The following is a 22,182-nucleotide window of genomic DNA, read 5'->3' as shown; positions in this document are numbered from 1 at the left end:
CCGCGCGACGGCCGTCCGCCCGCTACGATGGCGGGGCCGGCGGCCGTTGCTGAATGGTATAAGCAGAGGTTTTAGGTGCCTCGGGGCATTTGCCCATGTGGGTTCGACTCCCATCGGCCGCACACCCCGAGAAGGGGGCCGCCCGTCCAGGCGGCCCCCTTCTTCGTGTCCGCTCAGCCCAGCAGCTCCCGCACCACCGGGACCAGTTCGCGGAACGCCTTGCCTCGGTGGCTGATCGCGTTCTTCTCCTGGGGGGACAGCTGCGCGCAGGTGCGCGTCTCGCCGTCCGGCTGGAGGATCGGGTCGTAGCCGAAGCCGTTCGTGCCCTCGGGCGCGAAGCGCAGCACGCCCGTCAGCCGGCCCTCGACGACGCGCTCGGTGCCGTCCGGGAGGGCGAGGGCCGCCGCGCAGGCGAAGTGGGCGGCCCGGTGTTCCTCGGCGATGTCGGAGAGCTGGGCGAGGAGGAGGTCCAGGTTGGCGCGGTCGTCGCCGTGGCGGCCGGACCAGCGGGCCGAGAAGATGCCGGGGGCGCCGTTGAGGACGTCCACGCAGAGGCCGGAGTCGTCGGCGACGGCCGGGTGGCCGGTGGCGCGGGCGAGGGCGTGCGCCTTGAGCAGGGCGTTCTCGGCGAAGGTGACGCCGGTTTCCTTCACGTCGGGGACGTCGGGGTAGGCGTCCGCGCCGACGAGGTCGTGGGGCAGTCCTGCGTCGGCGAGGATCGACCGGAGTTCGGTGATCTTTCCGGCGTTGCGGGTGGCGAGGATCAGGCGGGTCATGTGCCCCAGTATCCCCAGTGCGGTCGGCCGTCCTTACGGCGTGCAGACCTTGGTGAGTTCGCCGGCCGCGTCGGTGACGGGGCTGAGGTCGGGTGTCCGGTCGCCGTTCTTGATGGCCGTGCGCACGTTGGCGACGGCGCCCTGGAGGTCGTCGACGGCCTTGTTGACGTCGGCGTTGTCGGACTTGTCGCCGATCTTGTCGAGGTCGTTCTCGATGGAGGTCAGCGACTGCTGGGTCTGCGTGGGGTCGTTCGCGGCGTTCTGCACGGCCTGCTGGAGGTCGGTGACGCTGTCGGCGATGGAGTCGGCGGTCTGGACGCAGTCCAGGGCCTTGCCGACCGCGTCGCAGCCGGTCGCCGTGAGCGCCGTGCCGAGGGCGAGGGCCGCGGTGGCGGCGGCGATGAGGGTACGGCGACGCCGGTGCGGGCGTCGGTTCGCTGCCGTGGACATCAGTGGGTCCTCCCCGTGTCGGGCCCAGGAGGCCCCTGTCGGTGCACTGGCGTAGACGCGCCGGAGGGCGGGCCGGTTGCCCGTGCCCGCCCTCGTTCTTGGCGTCCCGTTTACTTTTCCAGGACCGCGTCGAGTGCCGCGCGCTGCAGGGCGGTGAGTTCGGCGCAGCCGGAAACGGCCAGGTCGAGAAGGGAGTTGAGTTCGTCGCGGGCGAACGGCTCGGCCTCGGCGGTGCCTTGGACCTCGACGAAGCGGCCGTCGCCGGTGCAGACGACGTTCATGTCGGTCTCGGCGCGGACGTCCTCCTGGTAGCAGAGGTCCAGGAGGGGGACGCCGTCGACGATGCCGACGGAGACGGCGCTGACGGTGCCGGTGAGGGGGCGGCGGCCGGCCTTGACGAGTTTGCGGCCCTGGGCCCAGGAGACGGCGTCGGCCAGGGCGACGTACGCGCCGGTGATGGCGGCGGTGCGGGTGCCGCCGTCGGCCTGGAGGACGTCGCAGTCGAGGACGATGGTGTTCTCGCCGAGCGCCTTGTAGTCGATGACGGCGCGCAGGGAGCGGCCGATGAGGCGGGAGATCTCGTGGGTGCGGCCGCCGATCTTGCCGCGGACGGACTCGCGGTCGCCGCGGGTGTTGGTGGCGCGGGGGAGCATGGAGTACTCGGCGGTGACCCAGCCTTCGCCGGTGCCCTTGCGCCAGCGGGGGACGCCTTCGGTGACGGAGGCGGTGCAGAAGACCTTGGTGTCGCCGAAGGAGACGAGGACGGAGCCTTCGGCGTGCTTGCTCCAGCCGCGTTCGATGGTGACGGGGCGGAGCTGTTGGGGGGTGCGGCCGTCGATTCGAGACATGGCGCCGAGCCTAGCCGTACATGCGGAAGGGGCTCCTCCCGCGGTCGGGGGGAGCCCCTGGGGGTGAGCCGGAGGGCTCGCTCACATCATGTCTTCGATCTCCGCCGCGATGGGGTCGGCGTCGGTGCCGATGACGACCTGGATGGCGGTGCCCATCTTGACGACGCCGTGGGCACCGGCGGCCTTCAGGGCGGCTTCGTCGACCAGCGAGGGGTCGTTGACCTCGGTGCGCAGGCGGGTGATGCAGCCTTCGATCTCTTCGATGTTGTCGAGGCCGCCGAGTCCGGCGACGATCTTCTCAGCCTTGGTGGCCATGTTCCGCTCCCTGAATCCCTGATGCGCGCCGCAATTCATCGGTGAACCGCTTTGTCGCAGTAACCCACAGTTGGCCCATCTTCGCGAGCGATTGGGCGGTGTGTGTCCGAGGATGACGTCACAGCAGCCCAATCGTCCGTAGCTGGTCTACACCACCTGACAGGCGGTCGCCAAACGATGAGTGCCGAGAGTGCCGAGACCGGGGTCAGTCCCGCGCGTCGGCGGTGGCAGAGCGCGTTCCAGGGGTTGCAGAAGATGGGGCACAGTCTGCAGCTTCCGATCGCGGTGCTGCCGGCGGCGGGCATCCTCAACCGTCTTGGTCAGCCTGACGTGTTCGGGGACGAGGGGCTGGGCTGGACGAACGTCTCCAGGGTGATGGCGGGGGCGGGCGGGGCGCTGCTGGACGGTTCGCTGGGGCTGCCGATGCTGTTCTGCGTCGGCGTGGCGATCGGGATGGCGAAGAAGGCGGACGGTTCGACGGCGCTGGCGGCGGTGGCCGGGTTCCTCGTCTACTACAACGTGCTGCGGCAGTTCCCGGAGGACTGCGGGCCGGGTTCGAAGGTGATCCCGAACATCGGGTGTCAGGCGACGGACAGCACGGTGGGGGCGTTCACGTACCAGAATCCGGGGGTGTTCGGGGGGATCGTGATGGGTCTGCTGACCGCCTTCCTCTGGCAGCGGTATCACCGGACGAAGCTGGTGGACTGGCTCGGGTTCTTCAACGGGCGGCGTCTGGTGCCGATCATCATGGCGTTCGTGGCGATCGTGTTCGCGTCGCTGTGTCTGTGGGTGTGGCCGCCGATCGGTGACGGGCTGGAGAACTTCAGCGACTGGTTGAGCGGGCTGGGTTCGTGGGGTGCGGGGATCTTCGGTCTGGCGAACCGGGCGCTGCTGGTGATCGGGTTGCACCAGTTCCTGAACGTGCCCATCTGGTTCCAGTTCGGCACGTACACGAAGCCGGACGGGACGGAGGTGCACGGTGACATCAACATGTTCCTGGCGGGCGACCCGGACGCGGGTCAGTTCACGTCGGGGTTCTTCCCGATCATGATGTTCGCGCTGCCGGCGGCGGCGCTGGCGATCACGCACTGTGCGCGGCCGGCGCGGCGCAAGGAGGTCGGGGGTTTGATGCTGTCGGTGGCGCTGACGTCGTTCGTCACGGGCATCACGGAGCCGATCGAGTACTCGTTCCTGTTCGTGGCGCCGTTGTTGTACGCGGTGCACGCGTTGTTGACGGGTGCGTCGATGGCGGTGACGTGGGGGCTGGGGGTGCATGACGGCTTCAGTTTCTCGGCCGGGTTGATCGACTACGTCATCAACTGGAATCTGGCGACGCGGCCGTGGGCGATGATCCCGATCGGTCTGGGGTTCGCCGTCGTGTATTACGCGGTGTTCCGGTTCGCGATCACGCGGTTCGACCTGAAGACGCCGGGGCGTGAGCCGGAGGAGGAGCGGGAGGACGTCACCAAGGCGTAGGCGGAAATCGCCGGAGCCGGCGGAGAGGCCGGGAGCTGCCGGAGCCGCCTCGAGCGGTAGCCCAGCGTAGTCCCAGGAACACGGGAAACGCGGGTTCCTTATGCCACCTTCATCGTGCTACAACATGGTCTACACCACTCAGTGGTGTAGACCATCACCGATGGAGGAAGTCTATGAGCACCGCCACCGCGCCCACGGCGGCCCCCCAGAAGAAGCGGGGATCAGGCCTGTTCCAGGGCCTGCAGAAGGTCGGCCGAAGCCTTCAGCTCCCGATCGCCGTGCTGCCGGCGGCGGGCATCCTGCTGCGTCTCGGGCAGGACGACGTTTTCGGCAAGGACGGCCTCGGCTGGGACAAGGTCGCCAAGGTGTTCGCGACCGCCGGTGACGCCGTGTTCGCGAACCTGCCCCTGCTGTTCTGTGTGGGCATCGCCATCGGCTTCGCCAAGAAGGCGGACGGCTCGACCGCGCTGGCCGCGCTGGTGGGCTTCCTGGTCTACAAGAACGTCCTGACCGCGTTCCCGATCACCGACGCGAAGATCACCAAGGGCGTGGACGTCGCCGCCACCTACAACGACCCCAAGGTCTTCGGCGGCATCATCATGGGTCTGATAGCCGCGGTCACCTGGCAGCGGTTCCACCGCACCAAGCTGCCGGACTGGCTGGGCTTCTTCAACGGCCGTCGACTGGTTCCGATCCTGATGGCCTTCATCGGTACCGGCGTCGGCGTCTTCTTCGGTCTGGTGTGGGAGCCCATCGGCGACGTCATCACCAACTTCGGCGAGTGGATGACCGGACTCGGCGCGCTCGGCGCCGGCATCTTCGGCGCCGTCAACCGTGCGCTGCTCCCCGTGGGCATGCACCAGTTCGTGAACACGGTGGCGTGGCAGGAGATCGGCTCCTTCAAGGACCCCGCCGGCGCGGTCTGGCACGGTGACCTCCCGCGCTTCTTCCACGGTGACCCGACCGCAGGCCAGTTCATGACGGGCTTCTTCCCCATCATGATGTTCGCGCTTCCGGCCGCGGCCCTCGCCATCACGCACACGGCCCGGCCCGAGCGGCGCAAGGCCGTCGGCGGCATGATGCTCTCGCTCGCGCTGACGTCGTTCGTCACGGGCATCACCGAGCCGATCGAGTTCGCGTTCATGTTCATCGCGCCGGTGCTGTACGTCATCCACGCCGTCCTCACGGCGCTGTCCATGGCCGTCACCTGGGCCCTGGGCGTGCACCACGGCTTCAGCTTCTCGGCCGGCGCGATCGACTACTTCCTCAACTGGAACCTCGCGACCAAGCCCTGGATGATCATCCCGATCGGCCTGGTCTTCGCGGCGATCTACTACGTGGTCTTCCGCTTCGCGATCACCAAGTGGAACCTCCCCACCCCGGGCCGCGAGCCCGAGGAGGAGGTCGAGGACCTCACGAAGGCGTGAACCCGAACCTCTCGAGCTAAGGGGTGGGCCCGGAACCTGCATGGTTCCGGGCCCACCCCTTCTTCGCGGGTACCGGCCGCTGACGCGGCCCGGGCGCTCAGATCAGACGCAACCGGGGCCCACACTCGTGACACCGGCGTCGTACTGATCCCAGCCGCTCGTTCCTCCGCTCATGTAGTGGTACATGTGGAAGGTGCAGTGGTAGCCGGCCGACGGGCCCGCATCCACGCGGGTCTTCTTCACGAAGATGAACTGCCGCCAGGCTCCCGACGGACACTGCTTGGTGTGCGTCTTCGAGATCTTGCTCGGCGACAGGCAGGTGACGTTGGTCCACGCGGGTACCGCCTCGGGAGTCGAGGCGGACGCCACGGGAGCACCGAACCCCATTGCGGCGGACAGCGCCACTGCAGCGACTGCCACCCTCGTGATACGGCGCATTTCGGTCATGACTTTCCCCCTGTTCACTGTGCGCAGCGAAGGTCAGCTCGCCGCGATCAATGAAAGGTGTAGACCTATGAATTGCCGGTCAAGGGTGCATGCGCCGTAGGCGGTCCGGGGCCGATGACGGATACCCCTCAGATCTCGTACGTCGCTCTCGGTCTGGCCAGTTCCACCGGGCCGGCGAAGGTCGTGCGGGCGTCCGCGAGGTTGACCTGGGGGTCCGTCCACGGGGGGATGTGGGTCAGCACGAGCTTGCGCGCGCCCGCCCGGGTCGCCGCCTCGCCGGCCTCGCGGCCGTTGAGGTGCAGGTCGGGGATGTTCTCCTTGCCGTGGGTGAAGGCGGCCTCGCACAGGAACAGGTCGCTGTCGCGGGCGAGTTCCTCCAGGGCGGGGGTGACGCCGGTGTCGCCGGAGTAGGTCAGCGACCGGCCGCCGTGCTCGACGCGGATGCCGTAGGCCTCGACCGGGTGCGCCACGCGTTCGGTGTGCACGGTGAAGGGGCCGACGTCGAAGGTCGACGGCTTGACCGTGTGGAAGTCGAAGACCTCGCTCATCGAGGAGGCGGAGGGCGTGTCGGCGTAGGCCGTGGTGAGGCGGTGCTCCGTGCCCTCGGGACCGTAGACGGGGATCGGGTCGCAGCGCCCGCCCTCGTGCCGGTAGTAGCGCGCGACGAAGTAGGCGCACATGTCGATGCAGTGGTCGGCGTGCAGGTGGCTCAGGAAGATCGCGTCGAGGTCGTACAGACCGCAGTGGCGCTGCAACTCGCCCAGGGCGCCGTTGCCCATGTCGAGAAGCAGCCGGAAGCCGTCGGCCTCGACGAGGTAGCTCGAGCAGGCCGATTCCGCGGACGGAAACGACCCCGAGCAGCCGACGACGGTGAGCTTCATAAAGCAGAATCCTCCGCTGGCGGGTGACCGAGATGTACCGGAAGGGATCCGTGGGGCGGACCGTGGAACGAGTGATCGTCAAAGGGGGCGACAGGGGGCGTGCGGTCCGTCGAGCGTAAGGCGCAAAACCTCGGGTCGCTCCTCCACCAGGGGCTGTTGTGGGCGAACTCACCTGTGGTGTCACCGGTTCGGCTGGACCATGGGCGCAAGAGGTGTGAAGAGGGCGCGCGGCGGAAGTCGCACGCCGGTAACGTCATCGTATGCACACGTCCTGGTGGCTCGCGCTCGCGGCCGTGGTCCTGCTCGCGCTGGTCGCTACGCTCGTGGACGGCTGGGGGCGGGGGCGGCGGCCGCGCCGCCCCGGGGCCCGGCCGCCCGGCCGGCGCACGGGCCGTCCGGCGGGCCGGGCGACCGGTCGTCCGGCGGGCCGGCCGGCCCCTGACCGCGGCCGGGCGGGGCGGCCCAGGCCCGCGGAGATCTGGTGGGCGGACGTGCCGTTCGAGGACGGGCCCGGCGCGAAGGACCGGCCCTGTCTGGTGCTGGTGGTGCGCGGCGACCGGGTGACCGTCGCGAAGATCACCAGCAAGTACCACGCCGAGCGGCCCGGGGTGATCCCGCTGCCGCCGGGCGCCGTCGGCGACGCGCACGGGCGGCCGAGCTATCTGGAGACGGACGAGCTGCGCCAGGTGCGGCTGGGCGACTTCCGGCGCCGGGTCGGCGAGGTGGACCCGGCCCTGTGGGACCGCGTCCGGCACCTGGCCACCTGAGAACCGGCCGGACCGGGGGCCGGGGGGGGCGGCCCGGGCAGTGCCGGGGGCGTGTCCCTCCGGCCCGGGCGGGTGGCGGGTGGCAGTGGCGGGTGGCAGGTGGTGCGCCGGGTCGCCACGGCCGGATGCGGGCCCTCGAGCGGGTGAGCCACCGGGGCCCGTCCGGCCCGAAGGCGAGTCGTGGGCCCGCGGTCCAGGGACCCCGGCCGCCGGCTGATGCCCGCCGCCCTCTTCCCCCTACGGGCGCGCGCCCCTCGTGTCCCGCCCTCGGGCCGGGCCTCGTGGCCCCGACCCGGCGGGTTGCGGGGCTTTCGCCCCGGGCGTCAGGCCCAGAGCTGGCCCTGGAGGGTCTCGATGGCCTCCTCGGTCGTGGCCGCGGTGTAGACGCCCGTCGACAGGTACTTCCAGCCGCCGTCGGCGACGACGAACACGATGTCGGCGCTCTCCCCCGCCTTGACGGCCTTGTTGCCGACGCCGATCGCGGCGTGCAGGGCCGCGCCGGTCGAGACGCCCGCGAAGATGCCCTCCTGCCGCAGGAGCTCGCGGGTGCGGGTGACGGCGTCCGCCGAGCCGACCGAGAAGCGGGTGGTGAGGACGGCGGCGTCGTACAGCTCGGGCACGAACCCCTCGTCGAGGTTGCGCAGGCCGTAGACCAGGTCGTCATAGCGCGGCTCGGCGGCGACGATCTTCACGTCGGGCTTGTGCTCGCGCAGGTAGCGGCCGACGCCCATCAGGGTGCCGGTGGTGCCGAGGCCGGCGACGAAGTGGGTGATCGACGGCAGGTCGGCGAGGATCTCCGGGCCGGTGCCGGTGTAGTGGGCGCCCGCGTTGTCGGGGTTGCCGTACTGGTAGAGCATCACCCAGTCGGGATGCTCGGCGGCGAGCCCCTTGGCGACGCGCACGGCGGTGTTGGAGCCGCCCGCGGCCGGGGAGGAGATGATCTCGGCGCCCCACATGGCGAGCAGGTCGCGGCGTTCCTGGGAGGTGTTCTCCGGCATGACGCAGACCATGCGGTAGCCCTTGAGCCGGGCGGCCATGGCGAGGGAGATGCCGGTGTTGCCGCTCGTCGGCTCCAGGATGGTGCAGCCGGGCGTGAGGCGGCCGTCCTTCTCCGCCTGCTCGACCATGTGCAGGGCGGGCCGGTCCTTGATCGAGCCGGTGGGGTTGCGGTCCTCCAGCTTCGCCCAGATGCGGACGTCGGAGGACGGCGAGAGCCGCGGCAGGCGCACCAGAGGGGTGTTGCCCACCGCGGCCAGCGGGGAGTCGTAGCGCATCGGGGTCGGCGGCCGATCAGGCCATGCCGCCGGCGACGGCCGGCAGGATGGTCACGGTGTCGCCGTCGGTCAGCTTGGTGTCGATGCCGTCGACGAAGCGGACGTCCTCGTCGTTGAGGTACACGTTCACGAAGCGGCGCAGCTTGCCGTCGTCCACGATGCGGGCGTGGATGCCCGCATGCCGGGTCTCGAGGTCGGTGAACAGGTCGGCGAGGGTGTCACCGCTGCCCTCCACCGCCTTCTGACCGTCGGTGTACTGGCGGAGGATGGTGGGGATGCGGACCTCGATGGCCATGGCTGTGGGCTCCTGTCGGATGGTGTGGGCTGCGCGGACACGTGCGGGTGGGACTCCCCCGCGCTCGGCTGCGCCCGCGGGGGCGGCGCCGCCGTCGGCTCACGGCCGGAACGGCGGCGGGTACAGCGTCAACAGATGGCGCTGGCGAGCCTGCACAGGTCGACGTGCAGCCGCGCCACGAGCAGTGCGCCCGGCGTCTTCGTGCTCACGTCGTTCAGAACCATGGGCTCATCGTATCGATTCCCGGTCCGGCTTCCGGAAGGTGATCCCACATGGTGGACGGATGACGGTCGTGGAGTGAGATGCCGTGGGTCTAGGCCGAGGCCCGGCGCACCAGGCGGGTCGGGACGATCGCCGTGGGCGGCTGTGCGGCGCCCTCGCGCAGCAGCAGCCGCGCCATCAGCCGGCCCATCTCGGGGACGTCCTGGTGGACGGTGGTGAGCGGCGGCTCGGTGGTCTCGGCGATGGAGGCGAGGTCGTCGAAGCCGACGACGGCGACGTCGTCCGGAACGGCGAGGCCGCGTTCGCGCAGGGTCTGGAGCGCGCCGGAGGCCATGAGGTCGGAGGCGACGAAGACGGCGTCGAGGTCGGGGCGGCGGTCCAGCAGCGCTGCCATGGCGCCGGCTCCGCCCTCCCGGGTGTAGTCGGCCCGCTCGACGAGGTCGGCCGGGGCGTCGGGCAGGACGTCGCGGTAGCCGGCGAGCCGGTCGGCGGCGGAGTTCTCCTGGTCGTGGGGGCCGGTGACGGTCGCGATGCGGCGGCGGCCGAGGGAGACGAGGTGGCGGACGGCCTGGCGGGCTCCGCCGCGGTTGTCGCCGTCGACGTAGGCGTGGGCGCGGGCGGTGTCGCCGTCGCGCAGGAGGGGGCGGCCGCCGAAGACGGCGGGCAGGCCGAGGCGGCCGGTCATCTCGTGCAGCCGGTCGCCGGGGCGCAGGGAGAACAGGATCGCGCCGTCGACGTGGCCGCCGCCGAGGTAGTCGGCGACGCGCGGGTAGTCGTCGGGCTCGTCCACGAAGAGCAGGACGGCCTGGGCGCCGTGGAGGGCGAGTTCGCGGCGGATGCCGCGCAGCAGGAGGTCGAAGAAGGGGTCGAGGAAGGGCCGGTTCTCGGGCTGGGCGGCGACCACGGCGACGGCGCCGGTGCGGTGGGTGACCAGTTGCCGGGCGGCCTGGTTGGGGACGTATCCCAGTTCGGCGACGACCCGGCGGACGCGGTCGACGACCTCCGCGCGCACCCGGTCCTCTCCGTTGATCACGCGTGAGACGGTCGACTTGGAGACTCCCGACCGGCGGGCGACGTCGTCGAGGGTGGGGCGGTGTGCGTGCGAGCGTGGGGTCAACACCATCTCCGTGGGGGCGAGTTGTGCGTGCACCTGCGGAAACGGTAGCGGGCCGGGGGGTGGGTCAGACGACGGGTTTCCCTGTCAGTTCGACGCCGGCCGCGCGCATCTCCTCCAGGGCGCGGTCGGTGGTGGTCTCGGCGACGCCGGCGGTGAGGTCCAGCAGGACCTGGGTGCGGAAGCCCTCGCGGGCGGCGTCCAGGGCGGTGGCGCGCACGCAGTGGTCGGTGGCGATGCCGACGACGTCCACCTCGTCGATCTGCCGGGCCCGCAGCCAGTCGCCGAGCGTGACGCCGTTCTCGTCGGCGCCCTCGAAGCCGCTGTAGGCGGCCGCGTAGTCGCCCTTGCTGAAGACGGCGTCGACGGCGCCGGAGGCGACGGCGGGGGCGAAGTTGGGGTGGAAGCCGACGCCCTCCGTGCCGGCGACGCAGTGCGCGGGCCAGGAGTGGACGTAGTCGGGGTTGTCGGCGAAGTGGCCGCCGGGCGCGATGTGGTGGTCGCGGGTGGCCACGACGTGCCGGTATCCGGCGGGGGCCTGCCCGATCAGTTCGGTGATCGCGGCGGCCACGTCGGCGCCGCCGGCCACCGCGAGGCTGCCCCCCTCGCAGAAGTCGTTCTGCACGTCGACGACGATCAAGGCGCGGCGCATGGGCGGTGTCCTTCGATGGCGGTCCCCCGGCTCGGTCGATCGCGGGGGAGGGTGAAGTTATTGAGCCTAGAGACTTTGCCGGTCGTGCGGGAGGGGGTGTGCCCGGCGGTCGCCGGGCACACGCCCTAGTTACCCGACCGGTCGTGGACATACTCCGTGGGAATGACGGGTTCGCCGCGCGAGAGCTGGGTGGCGGACAGGGGCAGCCCGGCGCGGGCGGCCGTGTGCCGGTCGCGGACGACGTCGAGGGGTTCGCGGGTGACGACGGCGCCGCCCTTGACGAGTTCGACGAGGAGCCGGTTGTCGGCCAGTTCGGCGGGCACGGCGCCGGTGCCGACGACCTCGGCCTCGGCGACGCCCTGGGCGTCCCGCCGGCGGGCCGCCCACTTGCGGCCGCCGACGGAGGTCTTGCCGCCGGTGGACTTCTTCGCCACCGGCACGAGCGGCGACTCGGGGTCGTCGGACTCGGCGCGGGCGACCAGTTTGTAGACCATGGAGGCGGTCGGGTGTCCGGAGCCGGTGACCAGCTGGGTGCCGACGCCGTAGGCGTCCACGGGGGCGGCGGCCAGGGAGGCGATGGCGTATTCGTCGAGGTCGGAGGTGACGATGATGCGGGTGCCGGTCGCGCCGAGCTCGTCGAGCTGGCGGCGGACGCGGTGGGCGACGAGGAGGAGGTCGCCGGAGTCGATGCGGACGGCTCCGAGTTCGGGTCCGGCCACTTCCACGGCGAGCCGGACGGCCTCGGTGACGTCGTAGGTGTCCACGAGGAGGGTGGTGCCCCGGCCGAGGGAGTCGACCTGGGCGCGGAAGGCGTCGCGCTCGTTGTCGTGCAGGAGGGTGAAGGCGTGGGCGCTGGTGCCCACGGTGGGGATGCCGTAGCGGAAGCCGGCGGCCAGGTCGGAGGTGGTGGTGAAGCCTCCGATGTAGGCGGCGCGGGCGGCGGCGACGGCGGCGAGTTCGTGGGTGCGGCGGGCGCCCATCTCGATCAGGGGCCGCTCGCCGGCGGCGGAGGACATGCGGGAGGCGGCCGCGGCGATGGCGGAGTCGTGGTTGAGGATGGAGAGGATCACGGTCTCCAGCAGGACGCACTCGGCGAAGGAGCCCTCGACGCGCATGATCGGCGAGCCCGGGAAGTACACCTCGCCCTCGGGGTAGCCCCAGATGTCACCCGAGAAGCGGTACCGGGCGAGCCAGTCCAGGGTGTCCTCGTCGACGACGTCGCGTTCGCGCAGGAAGCGCAGGACGTCCGCGTCGAAGCGGAAGTTCTCGACCGCGTCCAGGACGCGCCCGGTGCCCGCGACGACGCCGTAGCGCCTGCCGTCCGGGAGGCGCCGGGTGAAGACCTCGAAGACGCTGCGCCGTTCGGCGGTGCCGGCCTTCAGCGCGGCCTGCAGCATCGTCAGCTCGTACTGGTCCGTGAAGAGCGCCGTGGACGGAACTTCCACCGGCAGCCCGAGGTCCGCTGTGTTCATGACGACAGATACTACCCCCCTTTTCGTCGGTGTGACGATTTCGGTGCGGCGTGGCAGCATGGACGGTGTGACGTCACCCGCTCCCCTTGAGATCGAACGCACCGAGTCGGCGGAGGAGGTCTTCGCCGTACCCGAGCCGGACGTCCCCTGGGTCACGATCGTCCACAACGACCCGGTCAACCTCATGAGCTACGTGACGTACGTCTTCCAGACGTACTTCGGGTACTCCAAGGACAAGGCCACCAAGCTCATGATGGACGTGCACCACAAGGGCCGGGCGGTCGTCTCCAGCGGCTCCCGCGAGGAGATGGAACGCGACGTGCAGGCCATGCACGGCTACGGCCTGTGGGCCACCCTTCAGCAGGACCGGAAGTAGCCTGCCCTCCTATGCCTGGACACTTCGAACCGCTCCCCGGCGGCGGCGCGGCCGTCGCGCTCGACGACGTCGAGATCTCCATCATCCGGTCGCTGGCCGTGCAGCTTCTGGAGCTGATCGGGCCCGGCCCGGCGGAGGACGCCTCCGACGACCCGCTCGCCGAGCTCTTCGCCGAGGGGCCGAGCGAGCCGCCCGCCGACCCGGTGCTCAGAAGGCTCTTCCCGGACGCCTACACCGATCCGGAGGGCGCCCCGGGAGCCAGGGGCGCGGACGAGCAGAAGGCGCACTCCGCCGAGTTCCGCCGGTACACCGAGAACGACCTGCGGGCCGGCAAGCGCGACAACGCCCTCACGGTGATCCGCTCACTGGACGCGCTGGCGTCCCGGGCGGCCGACGAGGGCGGGGCGGTGCTGAAGCTGTCGCCGCAGGAGTCGCAGGCCTGGCTGCGGGCGCTGAACGACCTGCGGCTCGCGATCGGCTCCCGGCTGGAGATCACCGACGAGGACGACACCGACCTCCTCTACCGGCTCCCCGACGACGACCCGCGCAAGCCGATGGTGATGGCGTACCTGTGGCTGGGCGGCCTCCAGGAGACCCTGGTCACGACCCTTATGCCGTAGTTCGTCCGCACTTTTGTTCGCTCAGAGGACGCTCAAATCCGGATAACGATCGCGTTACCGCGACGGCCGGGAGTGTCCTCTTTGTGTCTCATTCATCCGCTTCTTCTTGTGCCGTGCGCCACAGGCCGCCGGGGCGATCAGCGTTGCGGGCGTGATAAATCTTCACGACCGCCCGGCGAACACCACCCGTATGTTCGGCCGGGTGCGCCACCGAGCCGGTTGATCGCCGGCCAGGCACCGCTCCATCAATCCGGGGGGATCGAAACCCGATCCGGGGCCGACGAGAGGTCCGGTTCGGCATGGAGAAAGGCGCACCACACATGACCTCTGAGAAGGTCACTGACACCGCTGTCACTGACACTCCCGAAGAGGGGTACGAACGCGGACTCGGCAGCCGCCAGGTCCAGATGATCGCGATCGGCGGCGCCATCGGCGTCGGGCTCTTCCTGGGCGCCGGGGCGAACATCGCCAAGGCCGGTCCGAGCCTCATCCTGATGTACGCCCTCGCGGGCGGGATCATCTTCTTCATCATGCGAGCCCTGGGCGAGCTGCTGCTCTACCGCCCGGTCTCGGGCTCCTTCGCGGAGTACTCGCGCGAATTCCTCGGCCCGTTCTTCGGTTACTTCACCGGCTGGACGTACTGGCTGATGTGGGTCGTCACCGGCATGGCCGAGCTGACGGCCGCCGCGATCTACGTCAACTACTGGTTCCCGGACATCCCGCGGTGGGTGACGGCCCTGGTCTTCCTGGTGGTCCTCTTCGGCGTCAACCTGATCTCCGTGAAGCTCTTCGGCGAGCTGGAGTTCTGGTTCTCGATGGTGAAGGTCACCGCGCTCATCGGCATGATCGTCATCGGCCTCGGCGTCCTCACCTTCGGCTTCAGCAGCGCCGGCGACACCGCGGCCGTCTCCAACCTGTGGGCCTTCGACGGCTTCTTCCCCAAGGGCGTCGGCTCGTCCCTGATGACCCTCCAGGGCGTCATGTTCGCCTACCTCGCGGTCGAGCTGGTCGGCGTCACGGCGGGCGAGTCCGAGAACCCCGAGAAGACCCTGCCCAAGGCGATCAACACCCTGCCCTGGCGTATCGCGCTGTTCTACGTCGGCGCGCTCACCGTCATCCTGTGCGTGGTGAAGTGGACCGAGTTCGCCCCGGGCGTCTCCCCGTTCGTCGAGGCGTTCGCGAAGATCGGCATCCCGGCCGGCGCCGGCATCGTCAACTTCGTCGTGCTGACGGCCGCCCTGTCGTCCTGCAACTCGGGCATGTACTCCACCGGCCGCATGCTGCGCAACCTGGCCGACAGCGGCGAGGCCCCCGCGGCCTTCCGGAAGCTGTCGTCGACGAAGACTCCGGCCTTCGGCATCACGGTGTCGGTGCTGTTCATGGGCATCGGCGTGGTCCTGAACTACATCGTCCCGGAGAAGGCCTTCGGCTACGTCACCTCGGTCGCCACCGCGGCCGGCATCTGGACCTGGCTGATGATCCTGATCAGCCACGTGCTGTACCGCCGCGCGGTCGTCGCGGGCCGGCTGCCCGCGTCCAGTTTCCCGGCCCCGGGCGGCTCCGCGTTCAGCTGGGTGGCCATCGCGTTCCTGCTCTTCGTCACCGGCCTGATCGCCTACGACGCCGACTCGCGCGTGTGCCTGTACGTGATGGCCGTCTGGGCCGCCGCCCTCGGCGTCGGCTGGAAGGTCCTCAAGAGCCGCAACCCGCAGATCGCCGGCCGGCGCGAGCCGGAGCTCGAGAAGATCGGCTGACCGGCCGCGGGCCGATCCCGGGACGTCCGGCCGGCAGGGAGCACTCGTGGCGCCCCCTGCGGCAGCCGCTCAGGACGTCCGCGACGCGGGCCGTCACGCACCGTCCACCGGTGCGCGACGGCCCGCTCGTCGTTTCCCGCACTCGGCACGGGTCGGGGCCGCCCGGCGCCCGGGCCGCCGACGGGGTCCGCCGGCGACGGCCGCCGCCTGCCGGAACGCCGCCGCGCGGCTTCGGGCCGGTTGCTTATCCTGACGACCATGCTGACCATCACCCGGGCCCTGCACGACCAGATCGTCGCCCACGCCCGCAAGGACCACCCCGACGAGGCCTGTGGCGTCGTCGCGGGCCCGGCGGGCACGGACCGCCCCGAGCGCTTCATCCCGATGCTGAACGCGGCCATGTCCCCCACGTTCTACGAGTTCGACTCGGGCGACCTGTTCAAGCTCTACCGCGAGATGGACGACCGCGACGAGGAGCCCGTGGTCGTCTACCACTCGCACACGGCGACGCAGGCCTACCCCTCCCGCACGGACATCTCGTACGCGAACGAGCCGGGCGCGCACTACGTCCTGGTCTCCACCGCCGACACCGACGGCCTCGGCCCCTTCCAGTTCCGCTCGTTCCGCATCGTGGACGGCGTGGTCACCGAGGAGGACGTGCGCCTCGTCGAGGCGTACTGAGCGGCCCTCCTACGCGGCCGCGCTCCGGAGCAGGGCCTTGATGGGCCGCCACAGCTCCGGGACGGCCGTGACGCCGGCCGGGACGCCGTGGCCGGGCGGGGTGCGCCATATGAGGCCGTCGGGATGGTGCAGGACCGCCGTGATCTCGTCCGGGGTCGGCGGGGCGGCGTTGCCGCGCAGGTAGACGGCGCGCAGGCCCAGGTTGCGCAGCCTGGTCAGGGCGCGCGCCCGGTTGTGGGCGTGGACGAGGACGCGGACGTCGGCGGCGGGGGCCGGGAGGCCCTCCCGCGCGGCGGAGCGGGGGCGGGGCAGGTTCAGCGCCACCACCACCATGCCGTCGGGCAGCTTGCAGAAGCCTCCTGCGGCCATGCGGTCACACCCCCGTGTGCGTCGGTGTCGAGGTCGGTGTCAATAAGAAGAGCACAGGAGGCACCTAAACACGATCGGCGGCAACCCGCCAGGGGTTGCCGCCGATACGCGTTTGACCTGCTAGAACGTCGGCTACTTCGCCGAGGGGCCGACCTTCACCTTGATCGTGGAGCCGCTCTTCGGCTCGCTGACGATCTTGATCGAGGTGTTGGTGTCAGTGATCTTCACGCCGGCCAGCGGGGTCGAGGCGTCGTAGTACGTCGACTTGCCGTCGTCGAAGACCGGGACGCCCGGACGGGACTTGATCTTGACCGCGACGTCCGCCTTGTGCAGCGTGATCGCGTCCGTGCGGTACGTGCTGAACGTCGAGTCGAAGCTCTGCAGACGGGCGTTCATCGCGGTGCCGTCGGCCCACTTCAGCGGCGTCGGGTGCGAGTCGACCGGAAGGATCTGGCCCTCACCGGGGTGCGCGCTGGTGTTGTTGTCGGCCTGGGAGGTGTCCCACTTCCAGATCAACAGGCCGTTCTGGTACGCGTAGTGCTCGACCCAGTCGGGACGGGTCTTCGAGAAGCCGAAGTTGTACGGGCCGACCTGGAGGGTCTTGTCGTACGACACGTACTGGCGGTTCTCGGCGAGGTAGTACTGCGCGTAGTCGTCGCTGATGGACGCGCCGATGCGGGAGAACCCGGCGGCCTTCCAGGCCGGGTCGGCGCTCTCGGCGTTGTCGGAGAAGAGCGCGGCGCCGTCGGCCGTCACCTTGATCTCGTCGGCCGTGAAGCCCTTCTGGGCCACGCCGCCGTCGGTGGCGTAGCGGAAGCGCAGGCTGATCTTCTTGCCGGCGTAGGCGTCCAGCGGGAACGTCAGCTTCTGGTACGAGGCGACCGTGCCGGTCAGCGCGGGCTTGCCGCTGCCGTCACGCGGGATCGCGGTGCCGTCGGCCAGAGTGCCGTCGACGGGCGTGTAGTTGGCGCCGCCGTCCGTGGAGACCTCGACGTACGCGTAGTCGTAGTCCTTCTCGGTGTCCCACCAGGCGTCCATCGTGAGGGCGGCGGAGGACTTGCCGGTCAGGTCGACGTCACGGGTGAGGGTGTTGCGCAGGTCGTTGCCGCTGCCGCTCCACCACTGCGTGGCGCCCTCGGCCGGGGCGACCACCTCGGTGGTGACCTTCTTCTCCGGCAGCTGGACCACGAGGGCCTGGGCGTTCTTGGTGTTGTACTCCGCGACGCCCAGCGTGTGGCTGGACTTGCGGCCCGCCGCGGCGACGTCGTAGTCGAGCCAGCCCAGCTGGAGCTTGTCCCAGGCGTTCATGTCGCCGGGCAGGTCACCGATGGCCTTGCGGCCGGTGCCGAGCCAGGAACCGGACGACATCAGCGTCCAGAAGCCGGTGGAGTTCTCGCCGTTGCCGGAGGTGTCGTACTCGTCCGGCAGGCCGAGGTCGTGGCCGTACTCGTGCGCGTAGACGCCGAGTCCGCCGTTCTCCGGCTGGATGGTGTAGTCGCCGACCCAGATGCCGGTGTCGCCGACCTGGGCGCCGCCGAGCTTGTTGGTGTCCGGGCCGGTGGAGCCGGCGTCGGTGCCGAAGGCGTACCAGCGGTGGGCCCAGATGGCGTCCTCGCCCTGGGCGCCGCCGCCCGCGGACTCGTCCTCACCGGCGTGCACGATCTGGAAGTGGTCGATGTAGCCGTCGGGCTCGTTGAAGTTGCCGTCGCCGTCGAAGTCGTAGCGGTCCCACTGGTCGAACTGGGCCAGCTCCGTCTTGATCTGGGCGGCGGTGGCGCCCGCGGCCTTGCGCTGGGCGACCCAGGCGTTGACGCCGTCCTGGACCGCGTACCAGGCGCCGGTGGAGGCCTTGTTGGAGCCGTAACGGGCCTCGTTGTACGGGACCTTGACCCAGTCGGTGACCTCGCCCTCGACCGAGTAGCGGCCCGAGGACTGCTTCTCGTAGTACTTCTTCAGCGACTCGGTCTTCTTGCCGGTGCCGAAGTACAGGTCCTGGAAGTGCTTCTGGTTGTAGTCCGCCTGCCAGGCCGTGGAGTTGTCCTTGGTCCGGTCGGGCGCGGCTATCTGGTTGTGCCGCGGGCCGGCCGTGCCGCCGTAGCGGGCGTCGACCTGGTCGCCGAACTCGACCAGGATCGTGAAGATCTTGTCGGTCTTCTCGCGTCCGAGCTCGACGTACTTGCTGTCGCCCTTGCGGCTCTTGAGCTGCACGACCTTGGACCCGTTACGGTCCTTGACCGACGCCTTGCCGGATATGACCTGCTTGAGCGCTTCCTCGCGCTGCGCGTCCTGCGTCTTGCTGAGCGGGCCGTCGAAGTCGTGCTCCTTGGCCTTGGCCGGCTGCGGGTCGCGCCGGTCCACCGCCGGGGCCTTCGCCGCGCCGTTCTCGGCGGCCTGCGCCACGGCGAACGTGGTGTACGTCGCCGAGGCCGCGGCCAGGGCGACGACGGTCGCGACCGTCCGATACGTCCAGGATCTACTGCTCACTTGATGTCCTCCCACGCACGCGCCCGTGCGCGCGGAAAGGGGGGTCCCCTGTCAAGGAAGGTCCGCGCGCTGTTATACGCGTGTAGTCAAGTGACGCCATTTGACTACTGGTTTGCGAGAAAAGACAGACCTTGACTTGGACAAGTCAAATGCATTATCGGGAGCCGGTGTTCGCATTGCGGACATATGGCGGCAACATGACGGACCATGAGGGCGATGACGGGCGCGCACGCCGTCCACCTGCTGGACGTCATGACTCCGTGCGCCCCCTGTGCACCGGCACCGTGGGTTAGGTCACGCTTACCGTTCGTTCCGCTCGGGCATGCAGGCGAATAGAGTCGAGACCGCCCCCGCTTCCGAGGACACGATTGCCATGCCTCGTCCGACCGTCGCACAGCTCACGTACGGTTCCTGCACCGTCATCTTCTCGACGCTCGCCATGCTGCTGCTGTCACAGACGAGTTCGGGCCCCGGCATCGCCGTCGTCGTGGTCGCCGCGGTCGCGCTCGGCGTGCTCGTCTCCATGACGGTGCCCACGCCGAGGCCGTCGGGGACCGTCGTGGCCCGCTCCCGCACGAGCGCGAGCACCGGCACGGCGGCGAGCCGGCCCCAGCCCCTCACCGCCTCGGTCACCGTTCCCGCGCACACGCCCGTCCAGACGCCCGTGCCGGCCTCGGTCGCGCCGGCGTCCGAACCCGTCCGGGAACGCACGGCGTCCTGACCGCCGGGCGCCGCCGGACGCCTACGCCCGCACGCGGACGGCCCGCACACCCCGTCGGGGGTGTGCGGGCCGTCCGCGCGTCCGGGCCGGGCCCGAGGCCGCCGGTTCAGGCGCGCTTGAGGTGGACCGCCACCGTCTCGGCCGCCGTCACCGTCCGGTCGTAGTCCGGGTCGGTGGCCGCGGCCCGCGCCTCGACCTCGACGTCCCCGCGCTGGAAGGGGGTGTCCCCGGTGGGGACGGCCGTCGCGCTCCAGGCCCTGGGCGCGCCCGGCGTGCAGGCCACCGAGGCGGTGAAGGAGCCGCGGATCAGCTTCTGCCGCTTCACCTGGGTGACGTCGCCGGCCACGTCCACCCGCACCGGCTTGGTGCAGCTCACCGTCCCGTGCAGGGCGGCCTTGCCGTTCAGGGCGCTCGCGGTCCCGTCCAGCGCCACGGCGAGGCCGAGGTCGAGCGGGGCGGGCGGGGCCGGGTTGTCGATGTGGACCTCCCCGCGCGCGGCGGCGACGCCTCCCTCGCAGTGCTGCTCGAAGGTGGCGTCGAGCTTCCTCACATAGCCCTGCGGGCCGAACTCCACGTCGGCCACGGTGAACTCGCCGGTGAGCGTGTTGCATCCGCGTCCGTTGCCGCTGAGGTCAAGACCGGGCTCGTTCGGCCCGTTGAAGGGGTGGCGGGTGGCTCCGGTGTAGACGCCCGGCGCGAGGACCCTGCCGGACGGCGCCGCGAGGTCCAGGGACCACCAGTCGCCGTTCGCCCCGTTCAGCTGGAGGTGGACCGCGTTGCCGGCGTCGTCGGCCGAGACGTCCATGCGGTCCTGGGAGGCCGTCGCGTAGGCGTAGGACCGTCCGCCGCTGATGTAGTCGCCCTCGTCGCCGCCGAACGCGAACGACCCCTGGGTGACGGGAAGGGCGTGCGCCTGGCTTGCGGAGAGCAGGCCGGTCGTGCCGGTGGCCATGCCCAGAGCCAGCACGAGGACGGCCGTGGTACGGGCCAGGACGCGCGTGTGCGTGCTGAGTGACATCGATGTCCCCCCTGAGAGATGGAGTGCCCGTCGCCGGCGTCCTGCGCGGGACGCGTCGGCGGAGCGAGTCTGCCAACCGGAGGGATGCGCTACAACTGTGTTTCCAGCGACGGGAGTTGACGTTTCCGACGATCGCCGGGCGGGGGGCTGCGGGGGTCAGCCGGTGCTGACCACCACCGTCTTGGCCGCCTTGTCGTGCAGGCCCTGCTTGTAGGGCTTGTCGAAGTAGCTCCAGCCGCCGCAGACCGCCGTCCACAGACAGGCGCAGCAGAACGCGAACGGCACCCACAGCACCAGTGCGCGGATCAGCGACGTCTGCACGGAGGGCGTCGAGCCGTCGTCGAGGTCGGCCACGCGCAGGCCGAGCCACTTCTTGCCCAGGGTCCGGCCCGTGCGCGTGGTCAGGACCGTGTCGTACGCGACGTACAGGATCACGGCGAGCAGTTCCCGGCCGAAGGTCTTGCCGAACTCGATCCTGTCCGCGTTCATGGTGTACTGCGCGACCCCGAAGGCCCACGCCAGCAGCGACACGACGATGAAGACGAGGATCATGTCGATGATCCGGGCGAGCGTGCGCCTGCCGCTGTCCGCGAGCGGGGGCATCCCGGCGAGCGGGTCGGCTGCGCCGCCGCCGTACGGGTCACCGCCGTAAGGACCGCCGCCGTAGGGGTCACCGCCGTACGGACCGCCGCCGTACGGGCCGCCGCCGGGGGGCGGGGGCTGTCCCGCGCCCGCGCCGTACGGGCCCTGCGGGCCCGGGGGCTCCTGGGGCGGCCCTTGGGGCCCCTGGGGAGCGTCGTACGGCGAGCCCTGCGGGGGCTGCTGCGGCCGCTTCCTGAACGGGTCGTCCTCCGGCGGCTCGCCGCCGCCGGAGCCGGAGGGCGGTTCGGTGGTCATGCCCCCGAGTCGACCCCGAACCCCCGCGCTCCGCATCCGGCGCGCCGCCGTACGGGGGATGGGGCGTGCGGTCAGCCCGCGACGAACGTGTGCGCCGCCTTGTCGTGCCAGCACTGGCGCCACGGCCTGTCGAACAGGCCCCAGACGACGCCCACGACGCCGACGGCGAGCAGGCCGGGGACGCTGTAGACGAGCCAGCGGCGCAGGGCCGCCCCGAAGGTCGGGGGCTCACCGCCCTCGATGTCGCGCACGTCCAGACCGAGCAGTTTCTTGCCCAGCGTGCGGCCCCACCTGGCGGTCGGCAGGGCCTCGTACACGATCCCGAACACCAGCAGGACGGCGAGGACGATCCCCAGGTAGACCGACGTCGTGCCGTCGATCAGCCAGACGGTCACGGTCTCCCCGCTCAGTCTGGCCGCGTCGATCTTCTCGTTGACGTGGTCCAGGGCCTTCGTCCCGAGCGGCACGGCGGCCGCTCCCGTGACGGCCGCGAGGACCACGGTGTCGACGAGACGGGCGGCCAGCCGCCGGCCGAGGCCCGCGGGACGGGCCGCCGCCTGACGCCGGGCCGCCGCCTGGAAGACGTCGTCCACCGGCGGCTTCCAGGGCGCGACGGGCCCGTCCTCGGCCCCCGCGAGCCGGTGCACCTGCTGGGCCCAGGAGGGCTGCCCGCCGCCGGGTCCGGCGGGGGCGAGCGGGGTGGCCGGCTGCCGCGGGACGCCCGCGGCGGGCTGCTGCGGGACCGCCGGGGCGGGCGCGGCCGGGAACGCGGCGGGTCCCTGGGCCGGCGCGGGGGCGGGGGCCGCGACGGAGGCGGCGGCCGGCCCTGACGGCGCGGGGCCGGTC

25 protein-coding genes and 1 tRNA gene are annotated in these 22,182 nt (G+C 70.8%); 9 read left to right on the top strand and 17 right to left on the bottom strand.

The genetic code is table 11. The features are described 5' to 3' along the window. The first annotated feature begins 39 nt into the window (after positions 1-39). Positions 40-122, top strand: a tRNA-Leu gene (locus KMS84_RS27465). 51 nt (positions 123-173) lie between these two features. Here the strand turns inward: KMS84_RS27465 and rdgB are convergent. The 4 genes from rdgB to KMS84_RS27445 all read right to left on the bottom strand — a co-directional run bounded on the left by rdgB (position 174) and on the right by KMS84_RS27445 (position 2,389). Further along, complete coding sequence (gene rdgB, locus KMS84_RS27460) at positions 174-776, bottom strand: RdgB/HAM1 family non-canonical purine NTP pyrophosphatase (RefSeq protein ID WP_256919138.1); 603 nt, start codon at positions 774-776, stop codon at positions 174-176. A gap of 33 nt (positions 777-809) precedes the next feature. Beyond that, complete coding sequence (locus KMS84_RS27455; protein ID WP_256919137.1) at positions 810-1,226, bottom strand: hypothetical protein; 417 nt, start codon at positions 1,224-1,226, stop codon at positions 810-812. Positions 1,227-1,336: 110 nt separating this feature from the next. Next, entirely contained in the window at positions 1,337-2,074 is a 738-nt protein-coding gene (gene rph / locus KMS84_RS27450; RefSeq protein ID WP_256919136.1) for a ribonuclease PH, read from the bottom strand. Between the two features lie 81 nt (positions 2,075-2,155). Further along, positions 2,156-2,389, bottom strand: a complete 234-nt coding sequence (locus tag KMS84_RS27445; RefSeq protein ID WP_009298733.1) for a PTS sugar transporter subunit IIB — start codon at positions 2,387-2,389, stop codon at positions 2,156-2,158. A 177-nt stretch (positions 2,390-2,566) separates the two neighbouring features. Here KMS84_RS27445 and KMS84_RS27440 point away from each other — a divergent pair, with 177 nt between their 5' ends. Beyond that, positions 2,567-3,865, top strand: coding sequence for a PTS transporter subunit EIIC (locus tag KMS84_RS27440; protein ID WP_256919146.1), 1,299 nt, complete (start codon positions 2,567-2,569; stop codon positions 3,863-3,865). Between the two features lie 173 nt (positions 3,866-4,038). Then, positions 4,039-5,292, top strand: coding sequence for a PTS transporter subunit EIIC (locus KMS84_RS27435; protein WP_256919135.1), 1,254 nt, complete (start codon positions 4,039-4,041; stop codon positions 5,290-5,292). 102 nt (positions 5,293-5,394) lie between these two features. On the opposite strand, the gene KMS84_RS27430 is transcribed toward KMS84_RS27435, so the two are convergent. Together KMS84_RS27430 and KMS84_RS27425 are read right to left on the bottom strand one after the other, a co-directional pair. Beyond that, positions 5,395-5,661: a hypothetical protein gene (locus KMS84_RS27430; RefSeq protein ID WP_256919134.1), complete on the bottom strand. Its 267-nt coding sequence runs from the start codon at positions 5,659-5,661 to the stop codon at positions 5,395-5,397. A 206-nt stretch (positions 5,662-5,867) separates the two neighbouring features. After that, a complete protein-coding gene (locus KMS84_RS27425) occupies positions 5,868-6,620 on the bottom strand; it encodes an MBL fold metallo-hydrolase (protein ID WP_256919133.1) in 753 nt (250 codons plus the stop codon). A gap of 260 nt (positions 6,621-6,880) precedes the next feature. On the opposite strand from KMS84_RS27425, the gene KMS84_RS27420 reads away from it, so the two are divergent. Then, a complete protein-coding gene (locus KMS84_RS27420) occupies positions 6,881-7,387 on the top strand; it encodes a type II toxin-antitoxin system PemK/MazF family toxin (protein ID WP_256919132.1) in 507 nt (168 codons plus the stop codon). Positions 7,388-7,710: 323 nt separating this feature from the next. Here KMS84_RS27420 and KMS84_RS27415 read toward each other — a convergent pair whose 3' ends face one another. The 6 genes from KMS84_RS27415 to KMS84_RS27395 form a co-directional block, all read right to left on the bottom strand. Continuing rightward, a complete protein-coding gene (locus KMS84_RS27415; RefSeq protein ID WP_256919131.1) occupies positions 7,711-8,661 on the bottom strand; it encodes a PLP-dependent cysteine synthase family protein in 951 nt (316 codons plus the stop codon). Positions 8,662-8,677: 16 nt separating this feature from the next. After that, complete coding sequence (locus tag KMS84_RS27410; RefSeq protein ID WP_079661963.1) at positions 8,678-8,956, bottom strand: MoaD/ThiS family protein; 279 nt, start codon at positions 8,954-8,956, stop codon at positions 8,678-8,680. A gap of 128 nt (positions 8,957-9,084) precedes the next feature. After that, positions 9,085-9,180, bottom strand: coding sequence for a putative leader peptide (locus KMS84_RS41920; RefSeq protein ID WP_319301368.1), 96 nt, complete (start codon positions 9,178-9,180; stop codon positions 9,085-9,087). An 89-nt stretch (positions 9,181-9,269) separates the two neighbouring features. Continuing rightward, positions 9,270-10,301, bottom strand: a complete 1,032-nt coding sequence (locus KMS84_RS27405; RefSeq protein WP_256919145.1) for a LacI family DNA-binding transcriptional regulator — start codon at positions 10,299-10,301, stop codon at positions 9,270-9,272. Positions 10,302-10,359: 58 nt separating this feature from the next. Further along, entirely contained in the window at positions 10,360-10,944 is a 585-nt protein-coding gene (locus tag KMS84_RS27400) for an isochorismatase family protein (protein WP_256919130.1), read from the bottom strand. Positions 10,945-11,069: 125 nt separating this feature from the next. Then, positions 11,070-12,416 (bottom strand): nicotinate phosphoribosyltransferase, encoded by a 1,347-nt coding sequence (locus KMS84_RS27395; RefSeq protein ID WP_256919129.1) that lies wholly within the window; start codon positions 12,414-12,416, stop codon positions 11,070-11,072. A gap of 58 nt (positions 12,417-12,474) precedes the next feature. On the opposite strand from KMS84_RS27395, the gene clpS reads away from it, so the two are divergent. The 4 genes from clpS (at position 12,475) to KMS84_RS27375 (ending at position 15,847) form a co-directional block, all read left to right on the top strand. Then, complete coding sequence (clpS, locus tag KMS84_RS27390) at positions 12,475-12,792, top strand: ATP-dependent Clp protease adapter ClpS (RefSeq protein WP_069769588.1); 318 nt, start codon at positions 12,475-12,477, stop codon at positions 12,790-12,792. A gap of 11 nt (positions 12,793-12,803) precedes the next feature. Further along, complete coding sequence (locus KMS84_RS27385) at positions 12,804-13,412, top strand: DUF2017 domain-containing protein (RefSeq protein WP_256919128.1); 609 nt, start codon at positions 12,804-12,806, stop codon at positions 13,410-13,412. Between the two features lie 320 nt (positions 13,413-13,732). Continuing rightward, positions 13,733-15,166 (top strand): amino acid permease, encoded by a 1,434-nt coding sequence (locus tag KMS84_RS27380; RefSeq protein ID WP_256919127.1) that lies wholly within the window; start codon positions 13,733-13,735, stop codon positions 15,164-15,166. Positions 15,167-15,424: 258 nt separating this feature from the next. Continuing rightward, positions 15,425-15,847: a M67 family metallopeptidase gene (locus KMS84_RS27375; RefSeq protein ID WP_256919126.1), complete on the top strand. Its 423-nt coding sequence runs from the start codon at positions 15,425-15,427 to the stop codon at positions 15,845-15,847. Positions 15,848-15,856: 9 nt separating this feature from the next. Here KMS84_RS27375 and KMS84_RS27370 read toward each other — a convergent pair whose 3' ends face one another. After that, complete coding sequence (locus tag KMS84_RS27370; RefSeq protein WP_256919125.1) at positions 15,857-16,216, bottom strand: hypothetical protein; 360 nt, start codon at positions 16,214-16,216, stop codon at positions 15,857-15,859. Between the two features lie 132 nt (positions 16,217-16,348). Then, the gene (locus tag KMS84_RS27365) at positions 16,349-18,700 is read right to left on the bottom strand and encodes an immune inhibitor A domain-containing protein (protein ID WP_256919124.1); all 2,352 of its coding nucleotides are present in this window, start codon (positions 18,698-18,700) and stop codon (positions 16,349-16,351) included. A gap of 373 nt (positions 18,701-19,073) precedes the next feature. Here KMS84_RS27365 and KMS84_RS27360 point away from each other — a divergent pair, with 373 nt between their 5' ends. After that, the gene (locus tag KMS84_RS27360; RefSeq protein WP_256919123.1) at positions 19,074-19,421 is read left to right on the top strand and encodes a hypothetical protein; all 348 of its coding nucleotides are present in this window, start codon (positions 19,074-19,076) and stop codon (positions 19,419-19,421) included. A gap of 106 nt (positions 19,422-19,527) precedes the next feature. Here the strand turns inward: KMS84_RS27360 and KMS84_RS27355 are convergent, their stop codons facing one another. The 3 genes from KMS84_RS27355 to KMS84_RS27345 all read right to left on the bottom strand — a co-directional run. Next, on the bottom strand, positions 19,528-20,439 hold the full coding sequence (locus KMS84_RS27355; protein WP_256919122.1) for a hypothetical protein: 912 nt from the start codon (positions 20,437-20,439) through the stop codon (positions 19,528-19,530). Positions 20,440-20,595: 156 nt separating this feature from the next. Continuing rightward, a complete protein-coding gene (locus tag KMS84_RS27350) occupies positions 20,596-21,336 on the bottom strand; it encodes an RDD family protein (RefSeq protein ID WP_256919121.1) in 741 nt (246 codons plus the stop codon). 71 nt (positions 21,337-21,407) lie between these two features. Continuing rightward, positions 21,408-22,182 (bottom strand): RDD family protein (locus KMS84_RS27345; protein WP_256919120.1); only part of this gene is annotated, 775 nt, incomplete at its 5' end.

The organism is Streptomyces hilarionis, assembly GCF_024539675.1.
Lineage (GTDB): Bacteria > Actinomycetota > Actinomycetes > Streptomycetales > Streptomycetaceae > Streptomyces > Streptomyces hilarionis.
This window is presented reverse-complemented; position numbering and strand designations above follow the sequence as displayed.

Coding starts and splice junctions, on each gene's coding strand:
- rdgB (WP_256919138.1), bottom strand. CDS start 776: ATGACCCGCCTGATCCTCGCCACCCGCAACGCCGGAAAGATCACCGAA.
- KMS84_RS27455 (WP_256919137.1), bottom strand. CDS start 1,226: ATGTCCACGGCAGCGAACCGACGCCCGCACCGGCGTCGCCGTACCCTC.
- rph (WP_256919136.1), bottom strand. CDS start 2,074: ATGTCTCGAATCGACGGCCGCACCCCCCAACAGCTCCGCCCCGTCACC.
- KMS84_RS27445 (WP_009298733.1), bottom strand. CDS start 2,389: ATGGCCACCAAGGCTGAGAAGATCGTCGCCGGACTCGGCGGCCTCGAC.
- KMS84_RS27440 (WP_256919146.1), top strand. CDS start 2,567: ATGAGTGCCGAGAGTGCCGAGACCGGGGTCAGTCCCGCGCGTCGGCGG.
- KMS84_RS27435 (WP_256919135.1), top strand. CDS start 4,039: ATGAGCACCGCCACCGCGCCCACGGCGGCCCCCCAGAAGAAGCGGGGA.
- KMS84_RS27425 (WP_256919133.1), bottom strand. CDS start 6,620: ATGAAGCTCACCGTCGTCGGCTGCTCGGGGTCGTTTCCGTCCGCGGAA.
- KMS84_RS27420 (WP_256919132.1), top strand. CDS start 6,881: ATGCACACGTCCTGGTGGCTCGCGCTCGCGGCCGTGGTCCTGCTCGCG.
- KMS84_RS27415 (WP_256919131.1), bottom strand. CDS start 8,661: ATGCGCTACGACTCCCCGCTGGCCGCGGTGGGCAACACCCCTCTGGTG.
- KMS84_RS27410 (WP_079661963.1), bottom strand. CDS start 8,956: ATGGCCATCGAGGTCCGCATCCCCACCATCCTCCGCCAGTACACCGAC.
- KMS84_RS41920 (WP_319301368.1), bottom strand. CDS start 9,180: ATGGTTCTGAACGACGTGAGCACGAAGACGCCGGGCGCACTGCTCGTG.
- KMS84_RS27405 (WP_256919145.1), bottom strand. CDS start 10,301: ATGGTGTTGACCCCACGCTCGCACGCACACCGCCCCACCCTCGACGAC.
- KMS84_RS27400 (WP_256919130.1), bottom strand. CDS start 10,944: ATGCGCCGCGCCTTGATCGTCGTCGACGTGCAGAACGACTTCTGCGAG.
- KMS84_RS27395 (WP_256919129.1), bottom strand. CDS start 12,416: ATGAACACAGCGGACCTCGGGCTGCCGGTGGAAGTTCCGTCCACGGCG.
- clpS (WP_069769588.1), top strand. CDS start 12,475: ATGGACGGTGTGACGTCACCCGCTCCCCTTGAGATCGAACGCACCGAG.
- KMS84_RS27385 (WP_256919128.1), top strand. CDS start 12,804: ATGCCTGGACACTTCGAACCGCTCCCCGGCGGCGGCGCGGCCGTCGCG.
- KMS84_RS27380 (WP_256919127.1), top strand. CDS start 13,733: ATGACCTCTGAGAAGGTCACTGACACCGCTGTCACTGACACTCCCGAA.
- KMS84_RS27375 (WP_256919126.1), top strand. CDS start 15,425: ATGCTGACCATCACCCGGGCCCTGCACGACCAGATCGTCGCCCACGCC.
- KMS84_RS27370 (WP_256919125.1), bottom strand. CDS start 16,216: ATGGCCGCAGGAGGCTTCTGCAAGCTGCCCGACGGCATGGTGGTGGTG.
- KMS84_RS27360 (WP_256919123.1), top strand. CDS start 19,074: ATGCCTCGTCCGACCGTCGCACAGCTCACGTACGGTTCCTGCACCGTC.
- KMS84_RS27355 (WP_256919122.1), bottom strand. CDS start 20,439: ATGTCACTCAGCACGCACACGCGCGTCCTGGCCCGTACCACGGCCGTC.
- KMS84_RS27350 (WP_256919121.1), bottom strand. CDS start 21,336: ATGACCACCGAACCGCCCTCCGGCTCCGGCGGCGGCGAGCCGCCGGAG.